This is a genomic window from Streptomyces sp. NBC_00057 (genome assembly GCF_045041165.1).
Lineage (GTDB): Bacteria > Actinomycetota > Actinomycetes > Streptomycetales > Streptomycetaceae > Streptomyces.
The window spans coordinates 8,457,437-8,482,930 of sequence record NZ_CP108256.1 but is presented as its reverse complement, the minus strand read 5'-3'; the positions used below and the strand labels follow the sequence as shown (position 1 = coordinate 8,482,930).

Genomic DNA, 25,494 nt, shown 5'->3' with positions numbered 1-25,494 from the left:
TGGGTATCGTTTTCCTTCTGGTGCTGTAACGCGAGAGGGGTCAGCCGCATTCCCGCCCATAAATCGCTTCGAACCCCCCGCCATGGCGAGCCCCCTCGCATATGCCCCGTTCCGGCCGGGCGCGCCGCCCGGGGAACAGCGAGCGCAGGCGCACAACCGTCTGCGGGCGCCGGGTGACTTGCTTCAACATCCGTCGAGAGCATGACTGTTCGACGGAGCGGCGCCCAGCGCAGCCTGTGGCATATGCCGGAAGCAACAACGCATCGAGTGTTGCCAAATCCCTTACGGGGTCCCGCAGCCTGTGCAACAGTCGTCTACGGTCCATCTTTCAGACCTGGTCGTGCCGCGCCTGTATCGGAGTACGAGATGCCGTCCCATCTGTCCGCGGACCGCCCCACCCCACAGCCACCCGAGCGCTATGCCGTCGATGCGTTGATCAACCGGACCCGTCGGTTGCGTGGCGACGTGGATGCCGTGCGGCGGGACGCGGTGCTGATCGACGAGGAAGACCCTGAGATGCGCTGGCAGCGCGCACTCTGTGATCTGGCGGTCCATCACCTCGACGATCTCGGCACACAGCTGGGGCAGCTCAGGGAAGGCCTTGCGCCGGAGACCTCGGAACAGGCCACGGGGACTTCGACGCAGGACGCCGCGGAGGACACCTTCGACGAGCCGCGGCCCGGTTCGCTGATCGGCCGGGTGGGCAGCGCCGAGTGGAATCTGCTGACCGACGAGGTCACCTGGTCCGAGGAGTTGTTCCAGATCTTCGGCAGGTCCCCCGATGCGGGACCTCTCTCGCTGGACGACCTCCCGTCCGTGCTCCTTCCCGAGGACCAGCCACTGCTCACCGCACTGGTTACCGACTGCCTGGTCGACGGAAAGCCGATAGACGGCGAATTCCGCATCCTGCGGACCGACGGCCGGATGCGCACGCTCCACATGATGGGCGAGCCCGTCCTCGACGCGGACGGGTGCACGGCCTCCATGTGGGCTGTTCTGCGCGATGTCAGCGAACTGCGGCGCAGCCAGCAAGTGGTGCGCACGACCCATGACTCGCTACGGCGCCGACAGCACATGGCGCGGACCGAGCACCGGATGGCGGTCGAGCTTCAGGAGGCCGTGCTTCCCCCGTGGCGGGGCTCGCTACGGCTTCCTTCGCAGGGAGCGGGCGCGCTGGACATCGCGGCCCACTACCTTCCGTCGGAATCGAGTTCCCTGATCGGCGGTGACTGGTACGACGCGCTGGAACTGCCGGACGGCAGGACCGTCCTCACGGTCGGCGATCTGACCGGTCACGGCATCCAGGCCACCTCGGCCATGGCGATGCTGCTGGGCGCGCTGCGCGGGATGGCCGTGGCCGGCATCGAGCCCGGGGCCCTCATGGGGCATCTCAATCAGTTACTGGAATCCTCCGCCCAGCCCGCTCTCGGCAGTGCGGTGTGCTGCCGTTTCGATCCGGCCACCGGCACCTTCGCCTGGTCACAGGCGGGGCACCCCGCACCGCTGCTGTTCCGCAACGGAGAGGGGCGCCCGCTGCCGCCACCGGACGGCGTCCTGCTCGGCGCGGCTTCCGGGGTCGCGTACGAGCAGGACGAAGTACACCTGCTGCCCGGTGATGTGCTGATACTCCACACCGACGGGTTGAACCGTCACAGCAACCGGGGTGCGGGCCCGGAGGCGCTGCTTGCCCTCGCACCGCACTTCGCGCAGGCCCGTACGGCACAGGAGTGCGTAGGGACGGTCGTCGCGGAATTCGGTGGCACCGCGCGCCTGGACGACGCGTGCGTGCTGATCGCCCGCGTCGGGGCGTAGGGCACGGCGACACGCGTGCGAAGACACGGACACGAGTAACACCGGGCACAGCGCGGTACACAGGAGAGTGAACCGCCTACGGGTGCGGTGCTCGGACAACCGGTGGCCGGACTGTGGTCGGTCGGACAGTTGATGGTCGGGGTGTGCTCACTGCGGCGCCCGCATGTCAGATCTCCGACGAGCGCCTCGGCCGCTTGATGATGGAGCTCTGCGGCAGGGAGAGCTTGATCTCCTCGCGCAGGTCCTCGATCTTCGCGTAGCCCGCGAACCGGCCCGTCAGCCGGTACATCTCGCGCAGCCGGTCCCAGGTGCGGTGCGAGGAGGTCTCCCCCATCGTCACCAGGGCGAGCCGCGCATAGCGGTCGGCCTGCTCGGGATCGTCGGCGATGAAGCACGCCGAGGCGAGTGAGATGTAGTCGAAGATCTTGGACCGCTGGCGCCCGTTGACCCGAAGCTCCAGTGCCTGCTTGGCGTGGCGCTGAGCCACGATCGCCACCGACGGGTCGTGTTCGGCGAGCGTGCGGAACGCCAGAGCCTGCATGCCGTGCAGATCCGCCTCGTCGAACAGCTGCATCCAACTGGGCGGCGGCACATCGCTCTTGTCCGATACGAAGAGCTCCTCGGCCTTGCCGAGGGTCCGGCGCATGGCCTGGCCCCGGCCCATGGACGCCTGCGCCCAGGCCTCGATGGTGTGCAGCATGGCCTGGGTTCGCGGCAGCACCATGTCTCCGGAGCCGGACTTGGCGAGCTTCATCAGGTCCAGGGCGTCGTCGGGACGGCCCAGGTGGATCATCTGACGGGCCGCCCTGGAGAGCGCCTCGCCCGCGCGCGGGCGGTCGCCGCCCTCGCGCGCCGCGTGGGCGGCGATGACGAAGTACTTCTGGGCGGTCGGTTCGAGACCGATGTCGTGGGACATCCATCCCGCGAGTACGGCGAGATTGGCCGCGACGCCCCAGAGACGGCGCTGCAGATGTTCGGGGTGGCGGAAGGCAAGCATGCCGCCCACCTCGTTGAGCTGGCCCACCACGGCCTTGCGCTGAAGTCCGCCGCCCCGGGACGCGTCCCAGGCGCGGAACACCTCGACGGACCGTTCCAGCGCCTCGATCTCCTCCGACCCGATGGGCGCGGCCTCGTACCGGTCGAATCCGGCTGGGTCCGCGTACAGAGGGTCGTCGATCCGTGGAGCATCGGCCGCCAGCACAGGGTCGGTATGCAGCCAGTCGTGCATGGGGCCGGTGATGGTCGATCCTGCGGCGAGCGCGGCGCCCGCGCTCACCAAGCCGCGTCGGTTGAGCATGAGGTCCATTCCCGTGAATTCGGTGAGGACCGCTGCCGTCCGCTCGGGCGCCCACGGCAGTCCGTCGGGATTGTGCTGCTTCCCGACCTCCCGCTGTTTTCCCGCACGCCCGCGTCGGCCGAACCCGAGGTCCTCGATGGTCACGACACGACCGAGCCGCTCGGTGAACAGGGCAGCCAGCACTTTGGGCACGGGATCGCGGGGGGACTCCCCCATATCGATCCAACGCCTCACCCGCGAGGTGTCGGTGGCCAGCTGCGGATGGCCCATGGCCGCCGCCTGCCGGTTCACCATTCTCGCGAGTTCGCCCTTGGACCAGCCGGCAAGGCCGAACAGGTCGGACAGGCGGGTGTTGGGTTCTCCGGTCACTTCAAGCCCCCAGGTTCTCGGCTGTGTTGACAGTAACCCCCTGTCAGATGCGTTGCGACTATTCGCCAGGGTTCGCCAGGGTGCGCCAGATGGTCTGCTACCCGCGGTCCGGTGTCAGGTAGGAAAGCGCCACCCCGCCCGGCAGCCCTAGGTACTCCCCAGGGTGCCGAACGGCCGCCGGCCGGGGCGGTGCACGCAACTTGTCGGCGCACGAAGGGATCTGTCTCGCCCATGTACACAGCATCGTCCTCCGTGACCGCCCCGCCCCGGCCACTTCGTCCCCTGGGGGCGGGCGGCGGGCCGTACCTCGCACCGCATGCCGCTCCGCCGGTACCCGGCGCGGTTCGGCCGCGGCGGCCGACGGGGTTGGGCGGCCCGCCGCTCAGCGGACGGCTGGACCTGTCCGGCCCGCAGGGCGCTCAGCTGAGGATGGTGATCGCCTCGGTGCACCGGATCTGCCCGGAGTTCAATCCGGTCCAGGTGCTGCGCCGCAGCGGCCGTTCGGTGCTCCTGGTCGGGTCCACCGGTCGCACCACTGCGGTCGCCAAGTGTTTACTGGACCACTCCCCCGCATGGTCGGAGCGGTTCCGTCACGAAATAGCTGCATATCGTGCGTTCGTCCGGCACCGCCCGCCGGTGCGGGTGCCTCGGCTCATCGCGGCCGACCCGGAGAACTGCACTCTGGTGATCGAGCGGATGCCCGGCCGGGTGGCTGCGCTGACCCGGCACCCGTCGGAGGCGCCACCCCGTGCGGATGTGCGGGCCGCGCTCGGCGCGATCAGCCGGGTCAATGCCTGGCGGCCGGCTCCGGGGCTCTTCGACGCTCCGCTGGACTATGCCTCACGAATCGCCCACTATCACGAGCTGGGGCTGTTCACCGACCGTGATCTGGGCGATCTGCAGAAGCTGCTGCACGGTCTGGCGCATGCGAGCGGCCGTCAGGGCATGGGGCAGTTCTGTCACGGCGACGCGCTGCTCTCCAACATCCTGCTGTCGCCCACGGGTCCGGTGCTGGTTGACTGGGAACACGCGGGCTGGTATCTGCCGGGCTACGACCTGGCGACGCTCTGGGCGGTCCTGGGCGATGCTCCGGCCGCGCGGCGTCAGATCAGCCAGCTGGCACAGGCCGCGGGGCCTGCGGCGCGGGATGCTTTCCTGGTGAACCTGATGCTGGTGCTGACTCGGGAGATCCGTACGTACGAGACGGCTGTCCAGCGAGCCATGCGGGAGCCGGCGCCCGCGGGAGCCGGTCAGGACCGGCCGGGTGTGCTCTCGTCGAGCGAGGAGCAGCGGCTGCTGCTGCGTCGGCTGCACGACGACTGCGCGATGGCCCGCCGGGCCGTGCGTGCCGCGGTCGGCACTCGCTGACCCTGCCCCGGGGACGCGCGCTGCGGGTCCGGTGCCGACACACCGGGCCCGCAGCGCGCTGTTGTGTTGTTCCCTCCGGTCGGTGGGCGGTCGGTCAGGGGCTCTTGAAGTCGACTGCGTCCACGTCGAACGAATTGTCCTGCGGGGACGTGAAGACGAGATACAGCTTGTGGGTGCCCTTCAGTTCCTGGACGGGCACGGACGGGGTTGCCTGATAGTTGTCCCAGCCACCCGTGTTGGGGACCGGGGTGGTGGCGAGCAGAGGACCGTCGGGGGCGTCCGCGCGCAGTTCGATCGCGCCGACCCCGTACGGTGAGGAGAGCTGGTAGCTGACCGTGCCGATGCCTTCGACGCTCATCGGGTCGAAGGCGACCCAGTCGCCGTTGGAGACGTCTCCGATCCGTTTGCCGTTCTCGGCGCCTTCCTGGGCGACGATCCGGGTGCCTGACTGGGCGTCGTAGTACTCCGCCTGCTTGTGCTTCGGCTGGAGCACGGCGCGACCGTAGCCGGTAAGGGCGGAGACGCCGTCGCCACCCTTGTCTGTGTACTTGGCGTTGAGTACGTAGGTGAGATCCGCGCCTTCGGGGTGGCCGCCCAGGTCTCCGGTGTCCACGGTGCCTTCACAGCCGGGGATGTCGGTGGTGGGGTGCTCGTGGTCGTCGTGTCCCAGTGCCGGGTTGACGGTGACCTTGGAGCAGTCGACCGGGCCGTCCTCGGGATCGGTGATCGTGACCTTGTACGGGATCTTGTCGCCGAACTCGATGAGTTTGCCGCTGACCGGGAAGTCGATGGTCACCTTGGGTGCGGTGTTGCCGGCGGTGACGGGAATGTTGGCGTAGCCGGACTTGCCGGTGGAGTCGGTGACTTTGAGCTGGGCCGCGAAGTCGCCCTTGACCGTGTAGGTGTGGATGGGGTTCGCGTCGGTGGAGTCGTAGGTACCGTCGCCGTCGAAGTCCCAGGCGTAGCTGAGTGTGTCGCCGTCGGGGTCGTTGCTGCCCTCGCTGGAGAAGTCGACCTTCAGCGGTACGGGGCCGTCGTTGGCGGAGGCGGCGGCCTTGGCGACCGGCGCACGCTGTCCCTGTGCGTAGTCGATGCGGTAGAGCCCGGAGTCGTTGTTGCCGCCGCCGAAGGAGCTGCCCCATTCGAGGACGTACAGCGATCCGTCGGGGCCGAACGTCATGTCCATCGGCTTGTTGAACTTCTGTGAGGAGAGGAAGCCATTGATCTTCAGGAGCTTCTCGTCCTGGTCGAAGCGGACTTCCTTGACGTAGTCGCGCGACCACTCGTAGAAGAAGCTCGCGCCCTCGAAGTAGGCGGGGAACTTCGTCGTGGACGGGTTCTTGCTGTCGTAGTGGTAGACGGGCCCGCTCATCGGGGCCGAGCCGCCGCTGCCGACCTCGGGAAACTCCTTCGATGCTCCGTAGCCGTACCAGATCTCCGGCTGCTGGATCGGCGGGAGTTCGGTCAGACCGGTGTTGTTCGGCGAGGGATTGACCGGTGCGGCGCAGTCGAACTTGGCGCCGACCTCCTTGGTGTCCGGGTTGTACGGGGCGTACGCCTGGTTGTTGCCGTGACAGAACGGCCAGCCGAAGTTCCCGGCCTTCTTGATCACGTTGTACTCGACGAGGCCCTCGGGTCCGCGGTCGGTGGTCGGCAGGCCGCGGTCGGGCCCGTAGTCGGAGGCATGGACGTAGCCCGTCTTCGGGTCGACGGTGAAGCGGAACGGATTGCGGAAGCCCATGGCGTAGATCTCGGGGCGGGTCTTCGCAGTCCCCTCGGCGAAGAGGTTGCCCTTGGGGATGGTGTAGCCGCCGGAGTCCTTCGGCTTGATGCGCAGGATCTTGCCGCGCAGGTCGTTGGTATTGCCCGCGGTGCGGGCGGCGTCCAGCATCTGCTTGCCCTCGCGCCAGTCGAGCGGGGCGTAACCCTGCCAGTTCGGGTCGAGGTTGGGCGGAGTGTCGTCGCCGACGCCGAGGTAGAGCGTGCGGTCGGGGCCGAACTCGACGGCGCCTCCGGTGTGTCCGGGCTCCGGGAAAGTGCGGTCGCGGTAGGCGGGGACGTCGATGAGCTTCTTCTCGCTGGTGAGTTCGAGAGTGTTGCCCTTGACCGTGAAGCGGGAGAGCCGGTTGACGTCCTCGGTGGCGCCTGCGGGGGCGTAGTAGAGATAGATCCAGTGGTTCTTCTTGAAGTCCGGGTCGAGTTCCATGCCGACCAGGCCGTCCTCGCCGCCGGTGTAGACATCGAGCTTCCCGGCGGTGGTGGTGGCGTGGGTGCCCGGGTCGTAGATGTTCACCTCGCCGCTGCGCTGGATGTAGAAGACGCGGCCGTCCTTGGCGACATCGAGCTCCATCGGGTCGGCGGTGTTGTCGTCGAGAGTGACCTTCTCGTAGCCGCTCCAGACGGTGCCGCCGCAGTCGCCGGGCTTGTTGCCCGCGGCCCACTTGACGCCGCCGATGACATGGGTGCGGAAGGCGGCTTCGCTGTACGAGGCCGTGTCGTGGCCCATGGCAGTTGCCCAGACCCTGCCGCCCTCGGTGTTGCGGCACCAGGAGATGGGGTGGTCGGCGCCCATGGCGGATCCGCCGGGGTTGTATGTGGTTTCGTCGGCGGTGACCAGGACGTGGACGTCACCACGGGGGTTCTTGTCGAAGTTGTACCACTCCTCGGGGCGCTCCCAGCGTTCCGGGAGTCCTGCGGTGGAGGGGTGCACGCGGTCGGCGACCTTGGCGGTGCCCTGAAGGACTCCGGGTGAGTGGGCGGGCATGTGGACGCCGCCGTTGATGGCCTCGTCCCACCAGGGGAAGGAGTCTTCGATCCCCATGTCGAGGGTGTTGTGGATGGCGACGACGCCGCCGCCGTTGCGTACGTACGTCTGCATCGCTTCGCGCTGGGCATCGGTGTCCCAGACCATGCCGGAGTTCTGCAGCATGACGATGACGTCGAAGTCCTTGAGCAACGCGTCGTCGAAGACGGCGGGGTCGGCGGTCTCGACGAGTTCGAAGTTGTTTGCGGCCGCCTCTTCCTTGAGCATCTGGATGCCGGCGGGAATGGAGGCGTGCACATAGCCGACGGCGCGGGTGAAGAGCAGGGCACGGAAGGCGGGGGCCTTACCGGTGGTGGCTGCGGTCGCGGGCAGCACGGTCAACGCGAGGAGCAGTGCGCTCACTAACGCGATGAACGTATGCCGTATGTCACGAGCATGACAGTCCCATCGTTGACGGCTCACGAGCGGGTCCTCTCTGCGGGTCGTGGACGAGCGGGGTCAGGGGGTGGTTTCGAGGGCGCGGCGCAAAAACGCCAGGCCGCCGGTCGCGATGATGTCCTGGGTGTCGGCGAGCGGCCGCCAGACGGAAGCGGCGACCGCGATGGTGTCGTTGTGCGCGGTGAACGACTCGATGCAGAGCGGACCGCGGTAGCCGCTCGTGGTGAGTGCGGTCAGGAAGCCGGGCCAGTCGAGGGAGTCGGCGCCGGGGGTGCCCCGGTCGTTGGCGCACACCTGGACATGGACGATGCGGCCGGCAGCACGGCGTACGGCGTCGGGCAGGGAGCGTTCCTCGATGTTCTGGTGGTATACGTCGAGCGCGAGGCCGATGGTGTCCTCGGGTAGCCCGGTCAGTGCCGCGAGGGTCTGGTCGACGGTGTTGAGCAGGCTTGTCTCGTACCGGTTGAGGGGCTCCACGGCGATGCGCACACCGGCGGCGCGTGCGTGATCGACGACCGGGGCGAGGTTCTCCCGTAACTCCTCGTACGCCGCGGTGCGTTCGATGCGATCCATTCGCCAGGTGCGGCCGACCGCCGTGTACACGGGTCCGGCGACGGTGGGGGCGTTCACAGCCTGGGCTGCGTCGATGCAGCGATGCAAGTAGTCCTGGGTGACCCGGACGGTCTGCGGATCGGTGCGGACGAGGTTGCGGTCGGGTGGCATGACGGCGATCACGGCGGCGACTGCGAGACCGGATGCGTCGAGGAGTTTGCTGACTGATGCGGGCGCCCAGTCACGTTCGTTCTCCAGCGGGATCTCGACGCAGTCGAAGCCCCACGCGGACAGGCGCGGCAGAACGTCACCGAGGGCTTCGTACGTCACCGGCGAGTGCCAGATCCACGGATTCGCACCGAGCGGGAACGCGGCGGCACTCACTTCTTTCCTCCCCACTTCTCCGGGAAGCCGGGGAGGTTCTCACAGCCGCACATCGCGTAGTGCAGTGGCGGCATTCCTGGCTCGAGGTACTGGTCGAGGGTGTCCTGGGTGACGGTGGGCTGCGGAAGCTTCCACTCCTTCGGGATCTGCTCCCCCTTGAGGATCTTCAGCGCGGCGATGACGGGCGTACGCCACTGGAAGGTGGGGTACGACGGGGCGATCGCGGTCAGCTTCTTCTCCTTCCATACCTGGAGGAAATCCTGCTGGTCCTCACCGGTGATCGGCGGTACGTCCTTACCGGCGTCCTCGAAGGCTTCGACGGCGGCGACGGAGGTCGCGCCGGAGTCCATCCAGACGCCGTCGATGTCGCCGTTGCGGGTGATCGCGTCGGTGACGATCGCCTTGGTCTTGGCCGGGTCGCCGTCGGTGAACTTCACGTCCACGACGTCGAGTCCGCTCTTGTCGAGCGCAACCTTCGCCGCCGACCAGCGGGTCTCCAGCACATCGACGCCGGGGGAGATCCGCAGGGCGAGAATCTTCCCCTTCGGCTTCACCTTCTCGACGAGGAAGTCGGCGGCGACCGTCCCGTAACCGTAACCGCCGATCGGGTTGATGAAGGTGACGGCGCAGTCCGTCTCGACACCCCGGTCGAAGACGATCACAGGCACCTTTCCGCAGGCTTGCTCGACGGCAGGGGTGAGTGTGGCCGTGGTGTTCGGAGAGACGATCAGGACGTCACAGCCCTGACCGGCGAGCTCCTGAATGTCGGAAATCTGCTTGTCGTCCTTGCCCTGCGCGTCGAGCACGGTGAAGTCGGAGATCTCCTTGTGGAGCCCGACCTCGGCCTGCATGTTCTTCAGGCCGACCTGGCGCCAGGGATTGAAGACTCCGGCGTTGGACAGACAGAGGTGGATTCCGCCGGAGCCCTTCTTCTTGTACTGCGTGGTGTCGACGAGCTGCGGCTGGAGCATCTGCTCCCACGGCTTGCCTGCGGGGCCCTGCGGGGACTCCTTGGCGAGGGCGAGCTGGCGGTCGTATTCGGCCCGGTCGAAGAACTTCGACTGCCGGCCGGTACCCGGGTCGCTCGCGGTGCCGCTCGCTGCTCCGACAGGCGCGTCGGGCGGTGCGTCGCTCGTGCAGCCGGCGAGCAGGGCCGCGCCGAGCAGAGCGGCGAGGGGCACGAAGGCGGGTCGGATCTTTCGCGTGCTCATGAGGATTTCGCTCCCGAGGGCTCGATGCCGCGGCGGCGCAGCCGGGACCAGTCGGCTGCGCCGAGGGCGACGGCTGCGATGACAATGACGCCTTGCACGGTCGATTCCAGGGCGCCTGAGACGCCCTGGAGATTGAGCAGGGTGAACAGCGCCTGGAGCGAGAAGGCTCCGGCCATCGCCGCGACGACGGAGCCGCGCCCGCCACCGAGCACCACGCCGCCCAGGACGACGGCGGTGATCGCCTCGAACTCGTAGCCACGGCCGGCCTGCGCCGAGACTCCGGAGAAGCCGCCGACGAGAGCGGCGGCGAGTGCGGCCGCGACGCCGGAGAGGATGAACGCGATGGTGCGGGCGCGCGCGACCCGGACTCCGGCCAGGCTCGCGGCGCGTTCGCTGTCGCCGGTGGCGAGAAGCGTACGGCCGAAGTCGGAACGCATCAGGCGTACGGCGAGGAGGCCCACAACGACGCACACGAGGACGGCCCAGGGCAGCCAGCCGAACGCGGTGCCGCGCCCGAGCCGGCGAAATGCCGCGGGCAGCGCTCCGTGCGGGGAACCGCCGGTCCAGAAGAAGACGGCGCCTTCGAGGATCAGCATCATGCCTAGCGTGGTGATGAACGACGGCACGCGCAGCAGGGTGGTGATCAGTCCGCTGACAAGACCGGCAAGGGCTCCGGCCAGCAACAGGATCACGGTGACGAGCAGCCAGGGCGCGCCCGGGAACAAGCCGTACAGTTCGGCGGCGACGACCACCCCGGCAGTGACGATCGCTCCGACGGACAGGTCGAACTCTCCGCACACGATGACCAGATACTGACCTGCGGCAAGGATGACGAGAGGTGCGGCGCGCTTGATGAAGGAGAGGAAGCGGTCGGGTTCGTAGAAGCCCGGGTCGGTGAGGGCCAGTGCGGCGAGGAGGCCGGCGAGCAGGATGTAGACGGGTGTGCCGGTGGTGAGGGCACTCAGGACGCGGCGGCCGGCGGGTGCCTGTGCACTGGTCATGCGGTCCTCTCCTGCGAGGTGCGGCGGCCTCGTGCGTACAGGGCGACGGCCGCGATGATGACGACGCCGCGGACGACGTTCTTGAAGAACGGGTCGACGGCGAGCTGGTTGAAGACGCTGTCGAGCACGGCGAGGACAAGGACTCCGCCGAGGGTGCCCGCCACTCCCCCGCGGCCCCCGGCGAGCGCGGTGCCGCCGAGAACGACGGCAGCTATGGACTCCAGGTCGTAGCGGGCCTCCGTGCCGGCCCAGGGAGCTCCGGCGCCGAGCCGGGCGGCGAGGAAGAGGGCCGCGGCGCCGACACAGAGTGAGCACAGGACATGGGCGGTGATGACGGTGCTTCGGGTGCGGACCCCGGAGAGCCGGGCCGCGTGCTCGTCACCGCCGGTTGCATACATGTGGTGGCCGAGTCGACTGCGGCGGGTGATGAGCCAGAGAGCGGCGGCGACCGCGAGAAGCAGGAAGAGGGAGACGGGGACCGGTCCGATTCGGTCGTAGCCGAGGTGCTGGAAGGAGGCGGAGACCCTGCCCGCGGGGCCGGTGTAATTGTCCTCGATCCAGCCGCGCAGTATGAAGGCGGTACCGAGGGTGGCTATGAACGCGTTGACCTTGAGGCCGGTGACGATCAGTCCATTGGCCAGGCCGACGGCGGCGCAGAGGGCGAGGACGGCAAGGATCGCCACGGGGACGCTGCTGCTCTCCATCGTTTCCGCGGCGACGAGGGTGCCCAGACTGATGAGGTAGGCGACGGACAGGTCGAGTGATCCGGTGAGAATGACGGCGGACTGGCCGATGGCGACGAGACCGAGGGCGACGCAGTTCTGCAGGATTGTCACCACGTTGGTGACGGTGAGGAAGTCCCCGCCGCGGGCGGCGACGACGATCCAGCCGAGAACGGTGACAGCGAGGGCAGCGAGCCAAACTCCCGCTACGGGGCCGGTGAGGCGCAGCTCGACTGTCCGTCCCGGGCCGGTGTGGGACCGGGTCTTCAGGTCGGACCGGAGTGCGGTCATGCGGCTCCCTCCCGCGCACGGTCGCCACCGGTGGCGAAGCGCATGACGGCCTCTTCCGCGGCGCCGGGCGGAAGTTCGCCGACGAGGCGGCCTTCCGACATGACGAGAATGCGGTCACTCATGCCGATCAGCTCGGGCAGTTCGGAGGAGATGATCAGTACGGCGAGGCCCTCGCTTGCCAGTTCCCGTACGAGGGTGTGGATGGCTGCCTTGGCGCCGACGTCGACGCCGCGGGTCGGTTCGTCGAAGAGGAGCACTCGGGGACGGGCAGCGAGCCATTTGGCGATGACGACCTTCTGCTGATTGCCGCCGGACAGATACTGGACCTGCTGGTCCTCGCCGTGGGCCTGCAGGCGTACGCGTTCCAGCAGCGCGGTCACCTCGCGGCCCGCGGGCGGTCTGCCGCGGGCGGGCACGGCGCGGGTCACGAGCAGCGCGTTGTCGGTCACGGACTGGCGCAGGGCGAGGCCCTCGGCCTTGCGGTCCTCGGTGACCAGGGCGATTCCGGCCCGGACGGCGTCCCGGGGGCGGGACGGGCGCAGTGGTTTTCCGTCGACGGTCATGGTGCCCGTGGTGAAGGGGGCGGCACCGAAGAGGGCACGTGCGAGGGAGGTGCGACCGGAGCCCTGGAGACCGGCGACGCCGACGACCTCACCGGCCCGCAGGGTCAGATCGATGCCGGAGATCCGGGCGTTGCCGCCGCCGCTGACGCTGAGCCTCTCCTCGCCCGCCTCGCCCGGGCGGGCGCGGGGTGGGTAGTAGGCGCCGAGTTCCCGCCCGACCATGGCGCGTACGACCGTGTCGGGGTCGGTGTCGCGGGTATTGAGCGTGGCGACGCGGCGGCCGTCCTTGAGGACCGTGATGCGCTGCGAGAGATCGAAGACCTCGCGGAGCCGGTGCGATATGTAGAGGATGCCGAGCCCACGGGCGGTCAGCCGACGTACCAGGGAGGCGAGTTGTTCGACCTCGTGATCGGCGAGCGCGGCGGTGGGTTCGTCCATCACCAGGATCCGGACGTCGGAGGCGAGGGCCTTGACGATCTCCACGGTCTGGCGACGTGCGACCGACAGCTCGTGGACGGGGGTCCGCGGGGTGATACCGGTCTCGTCCATCTCGGCGAGGAGTTCGGCGGTCCGCCGCTCCATGGCACGCCGGTCGACGAGTCCGTACCGGGTCGGTTCACGGCCGAGGAAGACGTTCTCGGCGACGGTGCGGTGCGGGAGCAGCGCGAACTCCTGGTGGATGATGCCGATCCCGGCGGCTTGGGCCTGCGCCGGATGGCTGAAGGAGTACGCGGTTCCGTCGATGGTGAGGGTCCCTTCGTCGGGTAAGTGCTCGCCCGCGAGGATCTTCATCAGCGTTGACTTTCCTGCGCCGTTCTCCCCCACCAGGGCATGCACCTCTCCGGCTTCGAGGTCGAGCCCCACCCCTTGGAGCACACGCACCCCGAGGAAGCTCTTGGACACACCGTGCATCGTCAGCATCAAATGGCTCCTCGCTCAGCGGTCTGCAGAGCAGAGTCGTGACATGCCTTAGGACTGTCAAGTGCTCAAGCGCCTTTGGTTTCAATCGACTTGGCGAAGACTTATGCCGATGGCCGAACAGAGAATGCCTTGTGAGCAGTGAAAGTCGTCCTTAGGGTGACTGTCATGTCTTCGCCGTCGGATCGCACATCTGCTGCCGCCTCGCACTCGCCGGGCGAGGTGCTCGCGCTGATCAGTTCAGGGGCGGTGGTGACCCGTGCCGATATCGCCCGGATCACCGGGATGGCCCGTTCGACGGTCTCCCAGCGGGTGGACGCGCTGATCGCGCACGGTCTCGTGGACGAGAATGCCGACGGCGGTTCCACCGGCGGCCGCCCGCCGCGCCGACTGGCGCTGCGCACCCGTGAACACGCGGTGGCCGGGGTGGATCTGGGAGCCTCGCACTGCAGGGTGGCACTGATGGACATCGGCGGCGCCACCCTGGCGGTGCAGGAGGAACCGCTGTCGATCGGTGACGGACCGGACTCCGTACTGCGGCACGTGGAGCGGACCGTGCGCACCCTGCTCGACGAGGCGCACCGGAAGCCCGAAACGCTGCGGTCCATCGGCGTCGGGGTGCCGGGCCCCGTGGAGTTCTCCACCGGCCGTCCTGTCGATCCGCCGATCATGCCGGGCTGGCACCAGTACCCGATCCCGGAGTTCTTCGCCGCCCGGTTCGGGGCGCGGGCGCTTGTCGACAACGATGTGAACGTGATGGCGCTGGCCGAGCAGCGCCGCGCCTTCCCGGACTGCCGCTACCTGTTGTACATCAAGGTCGGTACGGGGATCGGCTGCGGGATCGTCGCCGACGGCCAACTGCACCGGGGTGCACAGGGCTGCGCCGGCGACATCGGACATATCCGGGTCGCGGACCTCGACGATCCGTGTCGGTGCGGCAATTCGGGCTGCCTGGAGGCTGTGGCGGGCGGTGCGTCACTGGCGGCGAAACTGGTCGGCCTGGGACTGGACGCGGCATCGGGCAGCGATGTGGTGCGACTGGTGCAGTCCGGGAACCGGGACGCCGTAAGGATGGTGCGCGAGGCCGGGAGGGCGGTCGGCGAGGTACTCGCCGGCCTGGTGAACTTCTTCAACCCGGACACGGTGGTGATGGGGGGCGCACTGGCCGCCGTCCACGACCAGTTGCTCGCGGGGGTACGCGAGGCGGTTTATCGGCGCTCGCATCCGCTGGCCACGCAATTGCTGCGGATCGAGCCGAGCCGTACGGGTGAGAATGCGGCCGCGGTGGGGGCGGGCATCCTCGCGATCGAGCATGCACTCTCTCCCGCACAGGTGAACCGCCAGGTCGCGGGCTGACCGAGGCCGGGTCGGCCGGGTCCGTGACCGAACGGCCTCAAGTGCCCCTCCGTGTACGGATACCGTGCACGGAGGGGCATGAGTCACGCAGTCACGCAGTCACGCAGTCACGCCGGAATCATCAGGTCCCACCGAGCCTCGAACAGCGCGCACCGGTACTCCGCCCAGTTCCCGTCGCCGACGCCCGCTTCCCCGGCCGCGACGCACTCCTGCTGGGTCCCGTACGAGCCGGCAAGGTCCCAGCCCTGCGCCCCAGCCTCGGAGGCGGCAGCGGCCGAGGCGGTCGCGACGGTGACTGCGGCTCCGGCGCCGGTGAGTACGAGCGCCATGGCAACGCCCATGGCCGCGGTGGCAGCGGTCCTGGTCAGCTTCTGCATGATGGCCTCCTCTTCGTTGTTCGGATGCACGCGATCTCTGGTGCTGCTGCGACAACGCCTCCTGCGGTCTCAGCGCGTCCGCACGATGTCCACGTCGGATGCCTTCACAAAGGCGACCCGGTGGCCGATCTGCACCGTCACGTACTTCTCCTTGCCGCGGAAGTACGAGTGGTCGAGCGGGTACGAGGCGTCGATCGTCGGGGCGTAGAAGAAGCCCGTGGGCGCCTCACCGCCGCCGGGATAGGACTGACCGGCCTTGATGGTGTACTGCAGCGGCGAGCCCACCCGCTTGTCCGCGAAGTCCGCGGGGTACTCGGACTTCTCCGGATACGCCACCCCGTACACCGGCACCTCCGTACGGCCCGCCTTCGGCTTGACCACGTAGCCGGAGGTGGGCGTGGTGGTCCGGGTGTGGGCCGGGGTCTGGAACCAGGCCTTCTGGCCGTACCACCAGATCGCCGTCCAGCCGGGGGCGTGGTCCGCGACGACGGCCTGCTGGGTGGCGCTGATCTTGCTGCCCCAATCGGCGGCGCAGTTCGTGCCGGGCGAGCCGTCGGTGTGCAGGCCGGGGTCGGAGAAGAGCGGTGCGTCGGTGGACGGTGCGGTGTGGAGCGGGACGGCGCTGGAGCCCTGGACCGGCAGGTCGACGCCCTTTTCGCAGTCGCGGAACGCCTGCTTGTTCTTCTTGAAGTCCGGGTTGACGGTGATGAGTTCACTGTTCCTGGGGGCGCTCGGCACGGTGGGCTTGCCGAGCAGCGTCATGAAGTGGTTCCAGTCCCAGTACGTGCCCGGGTCCCAGTGCATGTTCTTGGTGCCGGACGCGCTGGTGGGGGGCACACCGTCGTGGCCGATGATGTGCTGGCGGTCGAGCGGGATGTCGTACTTGGCGGCGAGGTAGCGCACCAGCTTGGCTGTCGAGCGGTACATCTCGGGGGTGTACCACTTGGCGCCCTCGACGGCGACGCCCTCCTGCTCGATGCCGATGGAGTGGCTGTTGACGTACCAGTTGCCCGCCTGCCAGGCGACGTCCTTGCCCTTGACCATCTGGGTGACATGACCGTCGCCCGAACGCACCACGTAGTGGGCGGAGGTCTGCTTCAGCGGGTTCTGGAAGATCTTCAGGGTGGTGTCGAAGTCTTCCTCGGTGTCATGCAGAACAATGAATCTGATCTTGTTGGTGTGCGGCCGGTCCGAGGTGTCGTAGTTCCCGTACGTCTCCTTGTCGGCCGGGTCACCCGTCTGCTGGTAGGCCGCCGGTACCCAGTCGCATTCGAGGCCGCGCGGGCATTCCGGCCGCACCCCGTCCGCACCGGCCTGCGCCGCGGGACTGAGCAGCGCCATGCTCAGTGCACCGACCGTGGTCAACGCGAGTGCGAGTCCGGTCCTCTGCTTGGACGTCATGACAACCCTTCCTGGAGCCGTGCGTGATGGAGCCGTGCGTGATCCGATCTCACTGTTCCGTTGTGCGCGCACACTCTCTGACCTGAGGTGATAGCGCGTCAAGAGTTCAGTGGAGGTCGCAGGTCGAGCCAGTGGACCGGACCACTGGCAGGGTGTCTGACCTGCGGTCGGAAAGAAGCAACTGGTTGCTGACGGCGCCTCGTCACCTGGGATTTACGGCGCGGTCGGCCGACCGGCGACATGCGCTCGCATGCCACGAACGAGCGTACTTTTCATGTGACTAATCCCGGATGTGCGTGCCCCGAACGGCCGAAGGGTAGTGCTCGCGCGGACACGACCGGTCCGTGCGACGTACGCACGGAGACATCGGAAAGGCCGGACGCACATGGCTCAGCCCTTCACCCTGCCGGACTTCTACGTTCCGTATCCGGCGCGGCTCAACGCCCATGTCGAGGAGGCACGACGGCACACGAAGAAGTGGGCGCGCAGCATAGGGATGCTGGAGGGTTCGGGTATCTGGGAGGAGAAGGACCTCGACTCCCACGACTACGCGCTGCTGTGTGCGTACACCCACCCCGACTGCTCGTCCGAGGCCCTCTCGCTGGTCACCGACTGGTATGTGTGGGTCTTTTTCTTCGACGACCATTTCCTGGAGCTGTTCAAGCGCACCCCCGACCGCGAGGGCGGCAAGCGGTATCTGGACAGGTTGCCGGCGTTCATGCCGATGGACCGTGGGGCCGAGATGCCGGAACCGACGAATCCGGTCGAGGCGGGGCTGGCCGATCTGTGGGCGCGGACGGTGCCGAGCATGTCCGACGCCTGGCGGGTCCGGTTCGCCGAGGCGACGAAGAACCTGCTCAATGAGTCGCTGTGGGAGCTCGCCAACATCAACGAGGGGCGTATCGCGAACCCCGTCGAGTACATCGAGATGCGCCGCAAGGTGGGCGGCGCCCCGTGGTCGGCGGGTCTCGTGGAGTACGCGGCGGGCGCGGAGGTCCCCGATTCGGTGGCGGACGAGCGTGCGCTGCAGGTGCTGCGGGATGCCTTCTCCGACGGCGTACATCTGCGCAATGACCTCTTCTCGTACCAGCGGGAGGTCGAGGACGAGGGTGAGAACAGCAATGGCGTGCTGGTCCTTGAGCATTTCCTCGGCTGTTCCACGCAGGAGGCCGCCGATGCGGTGAACGATCTGCTGACGTCGCGGCTGCAGCAGTTCGAGAACACGGCGCTCACCGAACTCGGTCCGCTCTGCGCGGAGAAGGGGCTGGGCCCGGCGGACACAACGGCGGTTCTGGCGTACGTCAAGGGGCTGCAGGACTGGCAGTCGGGCGGTCATGAGTGGCACATGCGTTCCAGCCGCTACATGAACGACGGCGGTGCCGGTGAGGCCGCGCTCGGCTTCGGTATGGCCGCGGCATCGATCCGGTTCACGCCCCGCTCGGAGACGGCCCGGCTGCGCAGCCACACCCATGTGCCGTACCAGCATGTCGGCCCGTCCCTGCTGCCCGACTTCGAGCTCCCGTTCGGTACGACGCTCAGCCCGCATCTGGACGGGGCGCGGGTGCGCATCGTCGACTGGGCGAACCGTATGGGGATCCTGGAGGCACAACCGGGGGTGCCGGGTTCACACATCTGGGACGAGGAGCGGCTCGTCGCGATCGACCTGCCGCTGTGTGCGGCGGGTCTGCACCCGGATGCGACGCCGGAGGAGCTGGATCTGTCCTCCCAGTGGCTGACGTGGGGGACGTACGGCGACGACTGGTTCCCGGTGGTGCACGGGCGGGCTCGTGACCTGGCGGGGGCCAGGCTTGCCAATGAGCGTCTGTCGCTGTTCATGCCCCTGGACGGATCCGGGACGCCCGAGCCGGTCAACGCTCTGGAGCGGGGGCTCGCCGATCTCTGGGCGAAGACCTCGGCCCCGATGGACGCGAGCGGGCGCCGCGCCTTCCGGACGGCGGTCGAGGACATGACCGCAAGCTGGGTGTGGGAACTGGCAAACCAGGTTCAGAACCGCATTCCGGATCCGGTGGACTACATCGAGATGCGACGAAAGACCTTCGGCTCGGATCTCACGATGAGTCTGTGCCGGCTGGGGCACGGCAGGAAGGTGCCGGCGGAGATCTACCACAGCGGTCCGCTGCGCTCGCTGGAGAACGCGGCGTCGGACTACGCGTGTCTGCTCAACGACCTGTTCTCGTACCAGAAGGAGATCGAGTACGAGGGTGAGGTGCACAACGGCGTCCTGGTGGTGCAGAACTTCTTCGGGGTGGACTATCCGACCGGGGTGGCGATCGTGCACGACCTGATGAAATCGCGGCTGCGGCAGTTCCTGCACGTCGCCGAGCAGGAACTCCCGGTGCTGTACGACGACTTCGAGCTGGACGCGGAGGCGAGGGAGATCCTGGCCGGGTACGTGCAGGAGCTCAAGCACTGGATCGCGGGCATCCTGATCTGGCACCGGGACTGCCGGCGCTACCGCGAACAGGATCTGCGGCGGGGTACCGGCGCCCCATGGCACCTCAGTGGTCCCACGGGGCTCGGTGTCTCGGCGGCGCGGGTGACCGCGCTGTTCGCTCAGCCCTCGGCCACCGGCGTGTAGCGCCCGTCCGCACGCGCCTTGAAGACCTTATCGCCGCTCGCGAACAGCGAGCTGCGGACGGTCACTTCGCGGTTGCGGCTCGCCGTGATCACCACACGGCGGGCCTGCCCCGCGGCCCATTCGATGTGGACGGTGAAGCCGCCCCGGGCGCGCAGCCCGCGCCCGCGGTCTTGAACATTTCCTTCGCCGTCTTCCGGCCGGGGGTGCGCATCGCTTCGATGTAGCGGTCGTACGGTGCGGTGACCTCGGCGAGGTTGGTGACCTCCGTGAGCCAGTAGTTCATCTGCAGATTGATTGCGCCGAGGGCACCACCGCCGATGGGCAGCGACTCGCGCCCCCAACCCGCGGCCGGGATGTTGTACCGGAGCGCCGGTTCCGCCGATTTCTTCGAGTGCGCGGAGCCTTCGCCTGCTTTGATTCATCGGAGGTACTGGCGGCCGCCACCGTGCCGAAAAGGGCAGGGATTCCCAGCACCAGAACGCTGGTTGCGCCTATCGTTGTCTTCACGGTGGCGCGTCGTGTCATCCCGCACGTCATGCGGCCGACGGTAAAGGTCCGATGAATGCCCCGACGAGACGGTATGAAATAGCGGCCCCTTGGACAGAGGCCGCCAATACTTGGACAGATGGGTTATACATGCGCCCGCAGCCATCCGATGCGTACGGGCGGCCGACGAAGGGACGGTTTCAGCCCTGCTGGAACAGCTCGGCGGGCAGGGGCTTCAGCAGGGTGTACAGATCGTCGGTGATCGGCCGGTCCCAGCTGGCGATGGTGACGAGCACGCCGTCGCTGCGGTCGAACTGGACGCAGGAGATCCGGCTCTCGGAGAGCTTGACGCGGCGGACGATCAGCAGGTTGTCGCCCTGCATCACGGGCATGTCCTCGGTGCCGGTGACCTCGACCGGCTCGTCGTTCTCGAGCGCGAGCAGCAGTTGCGCGACCTCGAACGGGACCTGGCCCTCCTCGGTTTCGCGGGCGGGCGAGCCCTCCGGGAGGTTGCCGATGATCATCGCGGGGCCGCGGCCGCCGAACAGGTCGTAGCGCAGAAAGACGCCCTGACAGCTCCCGTCGGGCGCGGGCAGCAGACCGGCGCCGAGGTTTCCGGGCCAGTCCCCCGGGTCCATGGCCAGGACGTCGAAGTCGGGGCCCGCGGGTGTGGCGGCGCTACGGCGGCGGAGGAAGGACATGCAGACATGTTACGTGTCCGGGCTCACGTTGCGGAGCCGGGTCCGCGCCGGCCGGGGCACAGCCGGGTCCGCGGCTCGGGCTCCGGCGGGTCCGATGGTCGCACTCCGGCGGTTCTGCGGCCCGTGACTCCAACAGCTCCCCGGCCCTGCCCCTAGCGGGATTCCGCGGCCAGTGCCTTCAGCACGTCGACGGCCTCGGCGGCCCGGTCGTAGGGAACGAACAAGTGGTCGTGGTGGAAGCCGGCCACCACATTGCAGCTCAGCCCGGCATCGGTGAGCGCCAGGGACACTGCGGCAGTGAGTCCTACCGCGTCCAGCGCGGAGTGGACACGCAGGGTGATCCAGCCCGCCACGTAGTCGTACCGCAGCCCGGCGGTGACGGCTTCCGTCTCCGGCAGCACCAGGGTGAGCCCTTCGGGCTCGCTGACCGTGACGACCGGGTTGACGCCCCGGGGCATCGCCCCGTCGGGCGCGGTGGTGAAGACATAGCGGCCCGGATTCAGCTCCGGCCTCATGCCGCTCAGCAGGGTTCGAAGATCACGCTCACTTGTCACGATCACCACGCTACGTGGCGTGGTGGCGCTCGTGGTGGCGTGCGACCCGGGCGCGGTTGCCGTAGGACGGTTTGCACCACTCCTGACGGGGGTGCTCCTTGATGAATTGACCTCCTCCCCCCACATGAATGTGGGGGATTCTCTCCCTGGCGTCCGCGTGTGCGGTGCGCCTTGAGTCGGGTTCCTGGTTCCTCCCCACCGGTGAGTGGGGGTTGTGCGCGCTGCCGGGACGAGCCTGGTCCTACATGCGCTCTACAGGCGTTTACCTTGTCCGTTGCCGGGCGAGGGCCCCCGGTCCGGGGGTGGGTGGTACAGCTTGTTGCGCGGCGCGGATGCGCCGCCCTTCGTGCTTGATGTTCTGGCCCGCGTTGTGGTCCCGGTCGTGCCGGGTGCCGCACCCGCTACAGGTCCATGCCCGGATGTGCAGAGGCTTGGGCCCGTCGCGGTAACCGCAGGCGGAACACACCTGCGAGGACGGGAAAGCACGGTCCACCCTGGTCAGGGTGCGCCCATATCGGGTCGCTTTGTAGTCCAGCATGGTCACGAAGGTCGACCATGCCGCGTCGTGCACGGACTTCGCCAGTCGGGTGCGGGCGAGCCCTTTCACGTTCAGGCTCTCCACGCTGACAGCTTGGTTCTCGCGCATCAGCTTCGTGGACAGCTTGTGATGAAAGTCCCTCCGCGCATCCGCCACCCCCGCATGAGCACGGGCCACCCTGATCCGCTGCCCGTTCCGGTTCCTCGACCCCTTCGCCTTACGCGACTCCCGCCGCCTGCGGCAGGAACACCCCGAGCTGGTCCGCCACTACCCGCGCTCTCAACGGCTCTGGTCCGGCTCGTACTTCGCAGGATCAGCAGGAGGAGCCCCGCTGTCGATCGTCCGCCAATACATCGAGCAGCAGAACCGTCCGTTCTGACCTGCGGATCAGAACAGCCTTGAGATTCGCTTCACCTCCGCCCTGAAGGGCTCTGCTGAGGGAAGGACGGAGCACTGCGAATGATCCCGGCGCGGGCACGGTCGGGGCACGGTCGATCACCGAGTTCGGCATCGACGCGTCCCGGCTGCACCGGCTCCTCCCACATGTCGTCCCGGGCCAATGCCTAGCCACCGACGGCGGCCTGGGACAGGCCGCAGGTCGGGCTTCCACCGGTCCGGGACGGACCGCGGTCAGCAGGTGGGAGGCTCGGCTCCGACCAGCCACATGGAGAAGAACTGCGCCCCGCCGCCATACGCATGGCCGAGCGCCTTTCGCGCCCCCGCCACCTGGTGCTCGCCCGCCTGTCCCCGTACCTGCAACGCGGCTTCGGCGAAGCGGATCATGCCGGAGGCGCCGATGGGATTGGTGGAGAGCACCCCGCCCGAGGGATTCACGGGCAGATCTCCGTCGAGTTCGGTGACGCCGGACTCGGTGAGCTTCCAGCCCTCACCCTCGTCGGCGAAGCCGAGGTTCTCCAGCCACATCGGTTCGTACCAGGAGAACGGAACGTACATCTCGACCGCGTCGATCTCCCGGCGCGGGTCGGTGATCCCGGCCTGCCGGTACACATCGGCCGCACAGTCCTTGCCCGCCTGCGGCGAGACGAAGTCCTTGCCGGCGAACAGGGTCGGTTCGCTGCGCATCGCGCCGCCGTGCACCCAGGCGGGAGGATGCGGTGCACGGTCCGCACCGGCACGGTCGGTGAGGATCATCGCGCAGGCCCCGTCGGAGGACGGGCAGGTCTCCGAGTAGCGGATCGGGTCCCAGAGCATCGGTGCGGACTGGACCTTCTCCAGGGTGATGTCCGGGTCATGGATGTGCGCGTACGGATTCTTTAGCGCGTTGCGACGGTCCTTGTACGCGACGAGGGAGCCGACCGTTTCCGGTGCTCCGGTACGGCGCATGTAGGCCCGGACGTGCGGGGCGAAGAAACCTCCCGCGCCCGCGAGCAGCGGCTGCTGGAACGGGATGGGCAGCGAGAGGCCCCACATGGCGTTGGACTCCGACTGCTTCTCGAAGGCGAGCGTGAGGACGGTACGGTGCACCCTCGCGGAGATCAGATTGGCGGCGACGAGTGCGGTGGAGCCGCCGACCGAGCCCGCGGTGTGCACTCTGAGCATCGGTTTGCCGACCGCGCCGAGGGCGTCGGCGAGATAGAGCTCCGGCATCATCAGGCCCTCGAAGAAGTCGGGTGCCTTGCCGATGACGACGGCGTCGATGTCCGCCCAGGTCAGCCCCGCGTCCTCCAGCGCACGGACGGCGGCCTCGCGGACGAGTCCGGCGATGGAGACGTCCCGGCGGGCGGAGACGTGCTTGGTCTGGCCGATGCCGACGACGGCCACGGGCTCCTCAGGCATGAGCATTCTCCCCTTCGAGGACGGCGACCAGGTTCTGTTGCAGGCAGGGCCCGGAGGTGGCGTGGGCGATTGCCCGGTCGGACTCGCCGCGGTGGATACGGGCCGCGGCCTCGCCGAGGCGGATCAGCCCGGCGGCCATGACGGGGTTGGCGGCGAGCGCACCGCCGGACGGGTTGACGCTGACGCCGGCGTCGAGTCCGAGCGCCCTGCGCAGCACGACCTCCTGCGACGTGAACGGGGCATGCAACTCCACGGTATCCACCGGTCCTTCGAAGGCCCCCGCGCGTTCGGCGGCGAGGCGGGTCGACGGCGAGTCGGTCAAGTCGCGCACCCCGAGACTGTGGGCCTCGATGCGGTGGTCGATGCCACGGATCCAGGCGGGGCGGGTGCACAGGGCGCGTGCGGTGTCACCGGCGGCGAGGATCACGGCGGCGGCGCCGTCGCCGACCGGCGGGCAGTCGCCGGTGCGGAGCGGCTGTACGAGGTAGTCACCGGCCGGGACCGAACCCGAGAGCTGTGCGTGCGGGTTGTCCGCGGCAGCGGTGCGGCTGCGGTCGGCAATCGCGGCGAGGGCGGCCTCGTCGGTGTGGCCCGCGTCGATCAGCGCCTGGGCCTGGAGTGCGGCGAGGGCGACGGAGTCGGGCCAGAGCGGGCCGACGTAATACGGGTCGAGCTGGCGGGTGAGGACGTCGCGCACTTCGCCGGGAGAGGACTTCCCGTACGCGTAGACGAGAGCGGTGTCGGCCTCGCCCGTCTGGAGTTTCACCCATGCCTCGTACAGCGCCCAGGCGCCGTCCATCTCCACATGGGACTCGGAGATCGGCGGGTGGGCGCCGACGCCGTCGAGCGCCATGGTGAAGGAGAAGGCTCGGCCGGCGAGGTAGTCGCTGGATCCCGAGCACGTGAACCCGATGTCGCTCGCCTTCAGACCGGTGACGTCGAGGACCTGGTGGAGGACCGGCATCAGCATGTCGACTTCGGAGAGTTCGTCGGTGCGCCGCAGATGATCCGTCTGCGCGAAAGCGACGATCGCTACGTCTCGCATCTACAGCAGCTCCTTGTACACGTCGTAGTCAACGTCCGGCTCTCCGGTGGGCCGGTAGTGGTCGGGGTGGCGGCCCTCCCCGGTCCAGACGGGTTCGACTCGCAGCCCCATGCGCACCTGGTCGTACGGGATGCCGCCGATCCGTCCGTGCAGGGCGAGGTCGGCGCCGTCGAGCGCGATGTGGGCGTAGACGTACGGCACTTCGATGTCGAGGTTCTTCGCCTTGATGTTGACGATGCAGTACGTGGTGACGGTGCCGCGCGGGCCGACCTCGACCTGTTCGGCGGTGGCGACGCCGCAGGTGGGGCAGGCGCCGCGGGGCGGGACGTACACCTTGCGGCAGGACGGGCAGCGCTCGCCGACGGTGCGCTGCTCGGAGAGGGCATTGAGGTACGCGCTCTGGGCGCGGCCGGGGGTGTATGTGTAGTCGAGGCGGGCCGGGGTGACGATGCCGGTGACGGAGTCGGCGAACTCGCCGCTGTGCGGAGTGCTTTCGGCCGTCGCCTCGCCCTCGTACGGTTCGAAGCAGGCGATGTCCGTGATGGCACCGGTCCGCCGCGGGGCCCAGCGGATCCGGACCCGCATACCGGTGTTCACGGCTTCGGGTCCCGGCGCGTCGAGGACATGGAGCAGGGCGGTGTCGGCCCCGTCCAGCTTGACCAGTACCCAGGCGAACGGGGTGGCCAGGGGCTGGTCGCGGCGCGGGGCCGGGTTCCAGGCCCAGGTGGTGACGGTGCCGGTGGTGGCGACCTCGGTCAGTTCGCGCAGCTCCTCGGCGGTGACGGGGTCGTATTCGACGGGCGGGACCAGGACCTTCCCGTCGCCGGTCCGCACGCCGAGCACGGTCCGTTCGCGCAGCCCGGTGAGGAAGGCGCTCTGGACCGGGCCGAGAGAGCGGGTGAAGGGGAACTCGACCACCAGTGGTGCGCTGAGGACGTCGGGCACGGTTG

At 68.4% G+C, this 25,494-nt stretch carries 20 protein-coding genes and 3 pseudogenes; 5 read left to right on the top strand and 18 right to left on the bottom strand.

Translation table 11 applies throughout. The features are described from left to right. Window positions 1-366: 366 nt before the first annotated feature. Complete coding sequence (locus OG953_RS39805; RefSeq protein WP_405690675.1) at window positions 367-1,812, top strand: PP2C family protein-serine/threonine phosphatase; 1,446 nt, start codon at window positions 367-369, stop codon at window positions 1,810-1,812. Between the two features lie 166 nt (window positions 1,813-1,978). Here OG953_RS39805 and OG953_RS39800 read toward each other — a convergent pair whose 3' ends face one another. Beyond that, entirely contained in the window at window positions 1,979-3,478 is a 1,500-nt protein-coding gene (locus OG953_RS39800) for a hypothetical protein (RefSeq protein ID WP_405690673.1), read from the bottom strand. A gap of 231 nt (window positions 3,479-3,709) precedes the next feature. Between OG953_RS39800 and OG953_RS39795 the strand changes: the two genes are divergently transcribed. After that, window positions 3,710-4,846: an aminoglycoside phosphotransferase family protein gene (locus tag OG953_RS39795; RefSeq protein WP_405690671.1), complete on the top strand. Its 1,137-nt coding sequence runs from the start codon at window positions 3,710-3,712 to the stop codon at window positions 4,844-4,846. Between the two features lie 94 nt (window positions 4,847-4,940). Here the strand turns inward: OG953_RS39795 and OG953_RS39790 are convergent, their stop codons facing one another. The 6 genes from OG953_RS39790 to OG953_RS39765 form a co-directional block, all read right to left on the bottom strand. Continuing rightward, window positions 4,941-8,012, bottom strand: a complete 3,072-nt coding sequence (locus tag OG953_RS39790; protein WP_405690669.1) for a ThuA domain-containing protein — start codon at window positions 8,010-8,012, stop codon at window positions 4,941-4,943. A gap of 96 nt (window positions 8,013-8,108) precedes the next feature. Beyond that, a complete protein-coding gene (locus tag OG953_RS39785) occupies window positions 8,109-8,984 on the bottom strand; it encodes a sugar phosphate isomerase/epimerase family protein (protein WP_405690667.1) in 876 nt (291 codons plus the stop codon). Further along, complete coding sequence (locus tag OG953_RS39780) at window positions 8,981-10,195, bottom strand: ABC transporter substrate-binding protein (protein WP_405690666.1); 1,215 nt, start codon at window positions 10,193-10,195, stop codon at window positions 8,981-8,983. Before OG953_RS39780 ends, OG953_RS39785 begins: the two co-directional genes overlap by 4 nt. Next, on the bottom strand, window positions 10,192-11,196 hold the full coding sequence (locus OG953_RS39775) for an ABC transporter permease (protein ID WP_405690664.1): 1,005 nt from the start codon (window positions 11,194-11,196) through the stop codon (window positions 10,192-10,194). Before OG953_RS39775 ends, OG953_RS39780 begins: the two co-directional genes overlap by 4 nt. Continuing rightward, window positions 11,193-12,209 (bottom strand): ABC transporter permease, encoded by a 1,017-nt coding sequence (locus OG953_RS39770; RefSeq protein WP_405690662.1) that lies wholly within the window; start codon window positions 12,207-12,209, stop codon window positions 11,193-11,195. The genes OG953_RS39775 and OG953_RS39770 overlap by 4 nt, the downstream gene beginning before the upstream one ends. Beyond that, window positions 12,206-13,693, bottom strand: coding sequence for a sugar ABC transporter ATP-binding protein (locus OG953_RS39765; protein ID WP_405690660.1), 1,488 nt, complete (start codon window positions 13,691-13,693; stop codon window positions 12,206-12,208). The genes OG953_RS39770 and OG953_RS39765 overlap by 4 nt, the downstream gene beginning before the upstream one ends. Before the next feature lie 165 nt (window positions 13,694-13,858). Here OG953_RS39765 and OG953_RS39760 point away from each other — a divergent pair, with 165 nt between their 5' ends. Next, entirely contained in the window at window positions 13,859-15,046 is a 1,188-nt protein-coding gene (locus OG953_RS39760; protein ID WP_405690658.1) for an ROK family protein, read from the top strand. 107 nt (window positions 15,047-15,153) lie between these two features. Here the strand turns inward: OG953_RS39760 and OG953_RS39755 are convergent, their stop codons facing one another. Beyond that, window positions 15,154-15,423, bottom strand: a complete 270-nt coding sequence (locus tag OG953_RS39755) for a hypothetical protein (RefSeq protein WP_405690656.1) — start codon at window positions 15,421-15,423, stop codon at window positions 15,154-15,156. 69 nt (window positions 15,424-15,492) lie between these two features. After that, window positions 15,493-16,824 (bottom strand): N-acetylmuramoyl-L-alanine amidase, encoded by a 1,332-nt coding sequence (locus OG953_RS39750; protein WP_405690654.1) that lies wholly within the window; start codon window positions 16,822-16,824, stop codon window positions 15,493-15,495. A gap of 385 nt (window positions 16,825-17,209) precedes the next feature. Here OG953_RS39750 and OG953_RS39745 point away from each other — a divergent pair, with 385 nt between their 5' ends. Continuing rightward, on the top strand, window positions 17,210-19,423 hold the full coding sequence (locus OG953_RS39745) for a germacradienol/geosmin synthase (protein ID WP_405690652.1): 2,214 nt from the start codon (window positions 17,210-17,212) through the stop codon (window positions 19,421-19,423). Here the strand turns inward: OG953_RS39745 and OG953_RS39740 are convergent. From OG953_RS39740 to OG953_RS39715, 6 genes and pseudogenes are all read right to left on the bottom strand, one after another. Beyond that, window positions 19,399-19,548, bottom strand: coding sequence for a hypothetical protein (locus OG953_RS39740; RefSeq protein WP_405692337.1), 150 nt, complete (start codon window positions 19,546-19,548; stop codon window positions 19,399-19,401). The two genes, OG953_RS39745 and OG953_RS39740, sit on opposite strands and share 25 nt — an antisense overlap. Then, window positions 19,512-19,706, bottom strand: a complete 195-nt coding sequence (locus OG953_RS39735) for a glycosyl hydrolase family 95 catalytic domain-containing protein (protein ID WP_405690650.1) — start codon at window positions 19,704-19,706, stop codon at window positions 19,512-19,514. The genes OG953_RS39740 and OG953_RS39735 overlap by 37 nt, the downstream gene beginning before the upstream one ends. A 403-nt stretch (window positions 19,707-20,109) precedes the next feature. Next, complete coding sequence (locus OG953_RS39730) at window positions 20,110-20,610, bottom strand: hypothetical protein (protein WP_018550733.1); 501 nt, start codon at window positions 20,608-20,610, stop codon at window positions 20,110-20,112. A gap of 152 nt (window positions 20,611-20,762) precedes the next feature. Next, on the bottom strand, window positions 20,763-21,164 hold the full coding sequence (locus tag OG953_RS39725; protein WP_405690648.1) for an ACT domain-containing protein: 402 nt from the start codon (window positions 21,162-21,164) through the stop codon (window positions 20,763-20,765). A 10-nt stretch (window positions 21,165-21,174) separates the two neighbouring features. Further along, window positions 21,175-21,270: pseudogene (locus OG953_RS39720) on the bottom strand (CGNR zinc finger domain-containing protein); the annotation flags it as partial. Window positions 21,271-21,426: 156 nt separating this feature from the next. Beyond that, window positions 21,427-21,936, bottom strand: a pseudogene (locus OG953_RS39715) (RNA-guided endonuclease TnpB family protein); the annotation flags it as partial. On the opposite strand from OG953_RS39715, the pseudogene OG953_RS39710 reads away from it, so the two are divergent. Next, a pseudogene (locus tag OG953_RS39710) lies at window positions 21,929-22,081 on the top strand (transposase); the annotation flags it as partial. The pseudogenes OG953_RS39715 and OG953_RS39710 overlap by 8 nt on opposite strands. 251 nt (window positions 22,082-22,332) lie before the next feature. Here OG953_RS39710 and OG953_RS39705 read toward each other — a convergent pair. The 3 genes from OG953_RS39705 to OG953_RS39695 are packed head-to-tail and all read right to left on the bottom strand — an operon-like array spanning window position 22,333 to window position 25,489. Beyond that, window positions 22,333-23,499 (bottom strand): thiolase domain-containing protein, encoded by a 1,167-nt coding sequence (locus OG953_RS39705; protein WP_405690646.1) that lies wholly within the window; start codon window positions 23,497-23,499, stop codon window positions 22,333-22,335. Continuing rightward, window positions 23,492-24,544 carry a thiolase domain-containing protein gene (locus tag OG953_RS39700; protein ID WP_405690644.1) on the bottom strand — a complete coding sequence of 351 codons (1,053 nt, stop codon included), beginning with the start codon at window positions 24,542-24,544 and terminating at the stop codon, window positions 23,492-23,494. The genes OG953_RS39705 and OG953_RS39700 overlap by 8 nt, the downstream gene beginning before the upstream one ends. After that, window positions 24,545-25,489 carry a Zn-ribbon domain-containing OB-fold protein gene (locus OG953_RS39695; protein ID WP_405690642.1) on the bottom strand — a complete coding sequence of 315 codons (945 nt, stop codon included), beginning with the start codon at window positions 25,487-25,489 and terminating at the stop codon, window positions 24,545-24,547. It lies immediately after the preceding gene. Window positions 25,490-25,494 lie beyond the last annotated feature (5 nt).

What these genes read in the sequence shown, in the direction of transcription:
- OG953_RS39775 (WP_405690664.1), bottom strand. Translation starts at nt 11,196, where the DNA reads ATGACCAGTGCACAGGCACCCGCCGGCCGCCGCGTCCTGAGTGCCCTC.
- OG953_RS39770 (WP_405690662.1), bottom strand. Translation starts at nt 12,209, where the DNA reads ATGACCGCACTCCGGTCCGACCTGAAGACCCGGTCCCACACCGGCCCG.
- OG953_RS39765 (WP_405690660.1), bottom strand. Translation starts at nt 13,693, where the DNA reads ATGCTGACGATGCACGGTGTGTCCAAGAGCTTCCTCGGGGTGCGTGTG.
- OG953_RS39730 (WP_018550733.1), bottom strand. Translation starts at nt 20,610, where the DNA reads ATGTCCTTCCTCCGCCGCCGTAGCGCCGCCACACCCGCGGGCCCCGAC.
- OG953_RS39750 (WP_405690654.1), bottom strand. Translation starts at nt 16,824, where the DNA reads ATGACGTCCAAGCAGAGGACCGGACTCGCACTCGCGTTGACCACGGTC.
- OG953_RS39755 (WP_405690656.1), bottom strand. Translation starts at nt 15,423, where the DNA reads ATGCAGAAGCTGACCAGGACCGCTGCCACCGCGGCCATGGGCGTTGCC.
- OG953_RS39795 (WP_405690671.1), top strand. Translation starts at nt 3,710, where the DNA reads ATGTACACAGCATCGTCCTCCGTGACCGCCCCGCCCCGGCCACTTCGT.
- OG953_RS39735 (WP_405690650.1), bottom strand. Translation starts at nt 19,706, where the DNA reads ATGAACTACTGGCTCACGGAGGTCACCAACCTCGCCGAGGTCACCGCA.
- OG953_RS39705 (WP_405690646.1), bottom strand. Translation starts at nt 23,499, where the DNA reads ATGCCTGAGGAGCCCGTGGCCGTCGTCGGCATCGGCCAGACCAAGCAC.
- OG953_RS39780 (WP_405690666.1), bottom strand. Translation starts at nt 10,195, where the DNA reads ATGAGCACGCGAAAGATCCGACCCGCCTTCGTGCCCCTCGCCGCTCTG.
- OG953_RS39700 (WP_405690644.1), bottom strand. Translation starts at nt 24,544, where the DNA reads ATGCGAGACGTAGCGATCGTCGCTTTCGCGCAGACGGATCATCTGCGG.
- OG953_RS39805 (WP_405690675.1), top strand. Translation starts at nt 367, where the DNA reads ATGCCGTCCCATCTGTCCGCGGACCGCCCCACCCCACAGCCACCCGAG.
- OG953_RS39760 (WP_405690658.1), top strand. Translation starts at nt 13,859, where the DNA reads ATGTCTTCGCCGTCGGATCGCACATCTGCTGCCGCCTCGCACTCGCCG.
- OG953_RS39745 (WP_405690652.1), top strand. Translation starts at nt 17,210, where the DNA reads ATGGCTCAGCCCTTCACCCTGCCGGACTTCTACGTTCCGTATCCGGCG.